9 protein-coding genes and 1 tRNA gene are annotated in these 5975 nt (G+C 58.0%); 4 read left to right on the top strand and 6 right to left on the bottom strand.

The features are described 5' to 3' along the window. Window positions 1–30 precede the first annotated feature (30 nt). Window positions 31–108, bottom strand: a tRNA-Pro gene (locus AC5ZG5_RS45485). A 256-nt stretch (window positions 109–364) separates the two neighbouring features. Between AC5ZG5_RS45485 and AC5ZG5_RS45480 the strand changes: the two genes are divergently transcribed. Together AC5ZG5_RS45480 and AC5ZG5_RS45475 are read left to right on the top strand one after the other, a co-directional pair. After that, window positions 365–583 (top strand): DUF6894 family protein, encoded by a 219-nt coding sequence (locus tag AC5ZG5_RS45480; protein WP_456642283.1) that lies wholly within the window; start codon window positions 365–367, stop codon window positions 581–583. Between the two features lie 109 nt (window positions 584–692). Further along, window positions 693–992: a hypothetical protein gene (locus tag AC5ZG5_RS45475; protein ID WP_456642284.1), complete on the top strand. Its 300-nt coding sequence runs from the start codon at window positions 693–695 to the stop codon at window positions 990–992. A gap of 443 nt (window positions 993–1435) precedes the next feature. Here the strand turns inward: AC5ZG5_RS45475 and AC5ZG5_RS45470 are convergent, their stop codons facing one another. From AC5ZG5_RS45470 to AC5ZG5_RS45455, 4 genes are all read right to left on the bottom strand, one after another. Next, window positions 1436–1735, bottom strand: coding sequence for a hypothetical protein (locus tag AC5ZG5_RS45470; RefSeq protein WP_456642285.1), 300 nt, complete (start codon window positions 1733–1735; stop codon window positions 1436–1438). 906 nt (window positions 1736–2641) lie between these two features. Then, window positions 2642–2833, bottom strand: coding sequence for a hypothetical protein (locus tag AC5ZG5_RS45465; RefSeq protein WP_456642286.1), 192 nt, complete (start codon window positions 2831–2833; stop codon window positions 2642–2644). Between the two features lie 609 nt (window positions 2834–3442). Next, on the bottom strand, window positions 3443–4840 hold the full coding sequence (locus tag AC5ZG5_RS45460; protein ID WP_456642287.1) for a cytochrome P450: 1398 nt from the start codon (window positions 4838–4840) through the stop codon (window positions 3443–3445). A gap of 10 nt (window positions 4841–4850) precedes the next feature. Continuing rightward, complete coding sequence (locus AC5ZG5_RS45455) at window positions 4851–5084, bottom strand: hypothetical protein (protein WP_130228404.1); 234 nt, start codon at window positions 5082–5084, stop codon at window positions 4851–4853. A gap of 344 nt (window positions 5085–5428) precedes the next feature. Here AC5ZG5_RS45455 and AC5ZG5_RS45450 point away from each other — a divergent pair, with 344 nt between their 5' ends. Further along, complete coding sequence (locus AC5ZG5_RS45450; RefSeq protein ID WP_130228405.1) at window positions 5429–5602, top strand: DUF3606 domain-containing protein; 174 nt, start codon at window positions 5429–5431, stop codon at window positions 5600–5602. Further along, the gene (locus tag AC5ZG5_RS45445; protein WP_080663625.1) at window positions 5599–5757 is read left to right on the top strand and encodes a DUF2934 domain-containing protein; all 159 of its coding nucleotides are present in this window, start codon (window positions 5599–5601) and stop codon (window positions 5755–5757) included. The genes AC5ZG5_RS45450 and AC5ZG5_RS45445 overlap by 4 nt, the downstream gene beginning before the upstream one ends. 21 nt (window positions 5758–5778) lie before the next feature. Here AC5ZG5_RS45445 and AC5ZG5_RS45440 read toward each other — a convergent pair. Next, a partial coding sequence (locus tag AC5ZG5_RS45440) for a hypothetical protein (protein ID WP_496165552.1) occupies window positions 5779–5975 on the bottom strand: 197 nt, incomplete at its 5' end.

Raw genomic sequence — 5975 nt, 5'->3', positions numbered from 1 at the left:
GGAATACGCCGTTGAAAATATTGAGAAAAATGGTCGGAGCGAAAGGATTTGAACCTTCGACCCCTAGTCTCCCAGACTAGTGCGCTAACCGGGCTGCGCCACGCTCCGATGCCGTTCCATTAGCTGCGATCAGGGCTTTGCGCAAGGCGCGATCGGATTGAACTCGCCAAGTCCAGTCCTGCCCCCGCGATACGCCCTCAATCTTAGCCGCGAGCGCCAGCTTTTGGAACGCTACCGCAAAAACCGACCCGACGAAGCCGGTCAGCCCAGATTGAGGCAGATCAAGCTGAAGTTCCCGTCGGCGCCATAGCGTGGAGGAGCCTTTCGCCACCCGCCTGCGCCACCAGATCAGAGGCAAACGAACGTGCAGACCTTCTATTTCGACCGGAAAGACGGTGTTCCGATCCGCAACCGGATAGGGAAGCAGTTTTCATCGGATGCCGAAGCCATCGAATACAGCAAGATCCTCGCCGCACATTTCCGCAAAGAGGCTCCCACCGAACCGGACCTTGCGATCGTGGTCGTCAGCGAGTCAGGGCGCGAGATCCATCGCGAGCCGGTGCATCCGGCGGGGGCCTCCTAGAGCGTCTTTGGGCGGAGCATGCCCTCGGACTTGATCCGAGGGTGGATACCGGTTCGCATGAAGAGAACGCGTCAAAACAAGAATCTAGAGCTTCGATTCTGATTCAATCATGACCCGCACAGATGTCGGGTTGCCTTCGACTTCTGGGACACTTGCCGATAGTCTCGACCCGGAGATTGAAAACCAAAAGGGCGCGGTGATCGCGCCCTTTGTCCTGATGGCCGGCATAGCGCCGGTGCGCGCTTGCATCTGGACGGTCAGTACCACCACCACCGCGGAATATATACCTCTTGATTCCCATAGCGTATCACCGGCGCTACGGGCGGGCCGTATGGATCGACCCGGTCGTCCTCTGGACGATAACGATATCGTGGAACAACATAATAATCCCAGTAAGGAGTTTCCCTGACTATGGGCACCCTGACGATCGCCCTTGCCCGTGGTTCACGAACGACTCTGGCCTCCTGCGCATAGGCTGCAACGCTGAACGTCCCCAGGTTACACAGCACCAGCGCCGTTCCGAGAGCTACGGTTTTTATCCTCATTCCTCGGCCTCCTTGCCATAAAGGCAAACTAACGAGCATCTGTTCATGATTGTTCCGTCTGCGCGGGGAGCGGGCGCCCTCGGTGATCGGCGGCATCGCCAGCCGCATTGCCGAGCGCAGAGTAGCGCAACTCCGAGCGCAATCTATCGAAATTGAAAAGGCCGCCGGCATGGCTCCAGCGGCCTCCGCGCTTAATGTGGGTCGCCAGAGCGTTTTCGAGCGAAGTGGATACCGGTTCGCGTGAAGAAAACGCGTCAAAATAAGAATCTAGAGCTTCGGTTCTGAGTCAATCAGAGCCGAAAATGCTCTAGAGATCGATGCCGACAGCGATGTTGCGGCCCTGCAGTTCGGCGATCTTCATTCCCTCAGCCTGCAACTGCACGAACTCCGGGTCCTTTGCCACGGCCTCCTGCACTTTGCCGTAAGCTTCCCAACCGGCGTAGCGCGTCGTAACCAGCCATTCTCCTGCCCACACGCCAGTGTGGAAACGGGACAGCCGAAGAAATTCGGCACCGTGTTTTTCAAAGATCTTCTTCGCCCGCCTGGCAATCTGGGTCATTTCCTCGGCCTTATCGGTTCTGAAACGAGTAAATTGCACGATCGACATGGGGCTACCTCCATCGTGATTTAAAATGTCCAAGAGGCATATATCGAGCGACATTTGAGGAGCGAACCTCAATGCAATCTCGATGAAGGTTTGTCTTCATCGACTTGGCCTTGGTTCAGGCTTCGCAATCGACACTGGCTAAAATAGGTGCGCCGTTTATCAAGACTTGAATTGCAGCCGGTTTGATCGACACGCAGCAAAGAGAGGAGGGTGCGAAGAGCCTCGCAACCTCATCCGTGTCCTTTGAGCCTGCACCTTGATGTGGCCGGCGGAAGTGCGTGCCCCGGCGGATCGTGGGGATCGCGCCGGGGCGTCGCTCCCTCTCAACCGACCATTGGGCTAGGGGGCTGAGATGATCAGCGAGAGATCGCACGTCAACCGAAGCACAACCGCTGCCGGGATGTGAGTGCAAATTGTGCCATTCAACTTGAATTTTAAGAAGCTTGCACAAAGAGGGCCTGGTTCTTCACTTGGCAAACATAAAAAGCGACCAGTTCATTGCGGCGAGGTCTCTACGAGGGCGCCTGCAACGAACCTTATTGTGGCCGCCTCGCCTTTCTGATGTGTTCGACGGCCGTCAAATACGCTGCCACCTCGCAGGGTGTGTAAACTGCAACACACGAGACAAGCGCGAATCGCTGTAGACTCAAACGGCGTCCTCAAACGCGCCTCCCTAGCCTTGAGCCCGTCGCAAATGGCGGGCTTCCTTCGACAGGGCGCTCGGGTCGTTGGTGTTCGCGTCCGTGCACACCTGTGTGCACCAGCGGGGTCTCCGCATTCCTACTGACACGAATTTCATTCCCTCGTTACATAATTCGGCATTTAATTGCTGCATCGTATTACCTGATCATATTTGCGAATGACCCGGCAGGCCGCACCTGCCGGGTTTTTCGTTCCAGGGACCGTTTAATCTTTGAAGGCTCTAATCGACGGCTGGATCGTCAAACGGTAAGCGACCGAGCTGTCGCCGTTGAAAATCTCCAGCGATGTGCCGCAAGCCGGGCAGCGATATTCGCCTGGCTCGCCGTTTCCGGATGACAGCTCGATCCTGCGGAAGCCTGCCCCACATTTAGGGCAGATCACGTCGTCTTTTTTCATCAGATCACCCTTCGGTCTATGCCAACGCTTTACCCTGCGCTGGGCAGCAGAGCCATGATCTGAGAGTTACAAGTGTAACAACGTGCGGAGGCGCCCGACCAACCGTCGGTTCACGCTGGCGGGCCGCTCCAGTCCAAGCGACAAGTCGAAACTGGAGAATTGGTCAAGCTTTGCACAGCCAACCTTTCCTCGTTCAAGCGCCTTTCGACAAACCCGCGCTCAAGCTCCGAGAGATTGGTCCCAAGCAGCCGCCGATATCGGCTGATGTTGTTGGTATGGGCCCGCAGACGGGTGACTTTATCGTCGGTCATCGAGCCTCCAATGTGGAGAGGAAGTCAATTGTGAAGCTGTGGGAATGCCGTGGCTACCTAATCATATGAGGCTGTCGCAGGCTCAGGCTCGGCCTCAACGTTGGTTCGCAAAATTGCGCCGCCGGGCTGGAAATACAGCGTCCCGGCGGCGTTTGTCTCAACTGGTGCCCTGAAATCCCAGTAACAGCATCTTAGCAAGACCATGCTACCTCGTGTGTGAAATGGTTCACACTTTTCGCGGTTTCCAAAAAAGCGGAGTCAAGAACTCGGACCACGCCTGGGCGATTGGGGCTGGGGGTCAAATCCCGCCGCTCCGACCATTCGTTGTCCGACGCTCCTTGACCTTGAGCCACACGCCCCCATGAGGGCGCAGCGTGATCGACGGAAATGGCGTCACCTTGCGGTCTGGCAGCCATTCCATGGAGAAACGTTGCGCCATGGTCGTCAGCACCAGGACGGCTTCCATCATGGCGAAACGCTGGCCGATGCAGACGCGCGGTCCGCCGCCGAACGGCATATAGGCGAAGCGGGGTAGCTTGCGCTCGAGGTCGCCCATCCAGCGTTCGGGGTGGAAAGTCTCCGGCTCCTCGAAATAATGCGGGTCGCGATGCAGGACCCATGGGATGATGAAGATGGTTGTCCCCGCTCCGAAAGAGTAGCCGCCAAGGTCGAACGGTTGCACGGATTCCCGGCCGATGGCCCACGCGGGCGGGTAAAGCCGCATCGCTTCCATCACGACGCTTTCCGTGAATTTCAGGCGCTGAACATCCTCGGCTGTGACGGGGCGATCGCCAACCACTTCGGCGATTTCCGCGGCCATGCGCGCCTCGGTGTCCGAATGCTGGCCGAGCAGAAACCATGTCCAGGAAAGCGCCAGGGCCGTGGTCTCGTGCCCTGCGAGAAGGAGCGTGATCGCCTCGTCGCGAAGCAACGAGTCGCACACCGGTTTTCCTGCGTCGTCGCGCGCTGCCATCAGACGCGACAGAAAATCATTTCGATGTTCCACGCCGCTGGCGCGCCGTTCAGCGATCATGGACGAGACTACTCTTTCAATCGTCCGGATCGAGCGCCGGTATCTGAGGTGGCCGGGCAGCGGAAACGCGTCCGGAATAAGGATCGGGCGCTTGTAGCGCGATGCGATCTCCACGGTGAGGTCGTTGACCGCAAGGTCCATGTCGTGAATGTCTCGCTCCACCTCGGAATCGAAGAGGGTCTTGGCTGCGATCCGCAGCGTCAGTCCCATCATCTCGGGATGGATGTCGATGATCTCGCCATCTTGCCAGCCATCAAGCAACTGGTGAGCAAGGGCCACCATCGCGCCGTCGTAAGCAAGCAATTGCCGGCCGGCGAAGGCAGGCGCAGCCAAGCGACGCTGGCGGTGCCAAAGCTCGCCTTCACTGGTGAGCAGGCCTTTCCCGAACACCGCCGTCACATGGCGCCAGAAGAACTTGTGCTTGATGTAGTTTCGATGCTCCTCGACGAGGACGTTCTCGATCGCAGGCAAATCGTTGATAAAAAGGGCCGGCCATCCGGCAAGATTGAGCGAGACGAAGTCGCCGTACCGATCCGCTAGTTCAGCAAAGAAGCCGAGCGGGTTCTTACCGAGCGCTGGCAGATTTCCAACAAACGGCAAGCCGCGCGGGCCTGGCGGCCGACGCGGTGGAGAATGCCAGCCAGCGCTTGCTGGTGCGTCCACGGGAAAAATATCAGTCCTGCTTACGGCGGCGCCTGATCAGCCAATAAACACCGTAGCCAACGGCAAGGATCGGAAGGCCTGCGCCGGCAATCGGCCCGGGGGCTCCGCCAACACGTTGACCGGGCGGATCTCGACCGGGGGCGTTATCGCAATTTCCCCCGCCATTGCAGGCTTGCACGGATGGGATGACTGCCGTCAAAGAGAGGGCCAAAATCGCGGCGGCAATGCCGAACCCGATCTTCATTTGACTTCTCCAATGCTGACTGGGTATTAAATGTCAAAATTAAATACAGCATTAAATAAATAAATGATTTAACATAGGTAATGTTCCCCGTATTTTTTTACCGCTTGGGCACTCCGCGCGAAGTTGCTTGCGGGTTCAGCCACGGTTTCAATTCCAGCCTATCGAGATGTTCGCTCGTTGACAGCTCGAGCTGCTCACGTACGTCAGCAGTAATCCTCCTGGTGCCATTGAGGTGCCGATCATATGCGGAGAGCAGCGTCCGTTGATGCTCGCGAACAGGGCCATCTGCCTGCCGGGAACCTGCAATGTGTTCTGGCGTTCTATCCGCAAGAAGAGGAACCGCCATGGATAATCTGACCAAGAGGGATCAACGCGACCGCTCGAAGATCAACATGCACGAGGACTTCGAGGTCAAATACTGGACCAGAGAACTCGGGGTAACGAGAGAGCAGCTCCAGAAGGCTGTCGACAAGGTTGGCAACAGCGCTGCCACGGTCCGGAAGGAGCTGGGGCAATGAAGATAGACGATCAGGCAATCCGGGCGCGCGCCTATCGATTGTGGGAAGCCGCGGGAAGCCCCGAAAATGAAGAAGAGCGCTTCTGGCACGAAGCGGAGCGCCAGCTCAAGGAAGAGCAGATCCAGCACGAGCTGAAGACGCCGGACACCCTGTAGGCCGCACTTATCAGGTGCGGCCTAGATGCCAAGCACCCAAACGGCGACGATGGTGCCGAGCACGGCGAGACCGCTGATGGTCCAGCCGGTGACGTAGGCCCCGCTGCCAGCCTCGGGCTGATCGACCATGGTATCGTGCCAATCGTAACCGGCATGAGGCCCCCACCTAGCCATCCTTCGGCTTGCGCGCGATACAGCCTGGCATGAGCGGATCGGTG

It is taken from the genome of Bradyrhizobium sp. Ses1, assembly GCF_059512365.1.
Note: the sequence above shows the minus strand (reverse complement) of the source record. Positions and strands in the feature narration are given on the sequence as shown.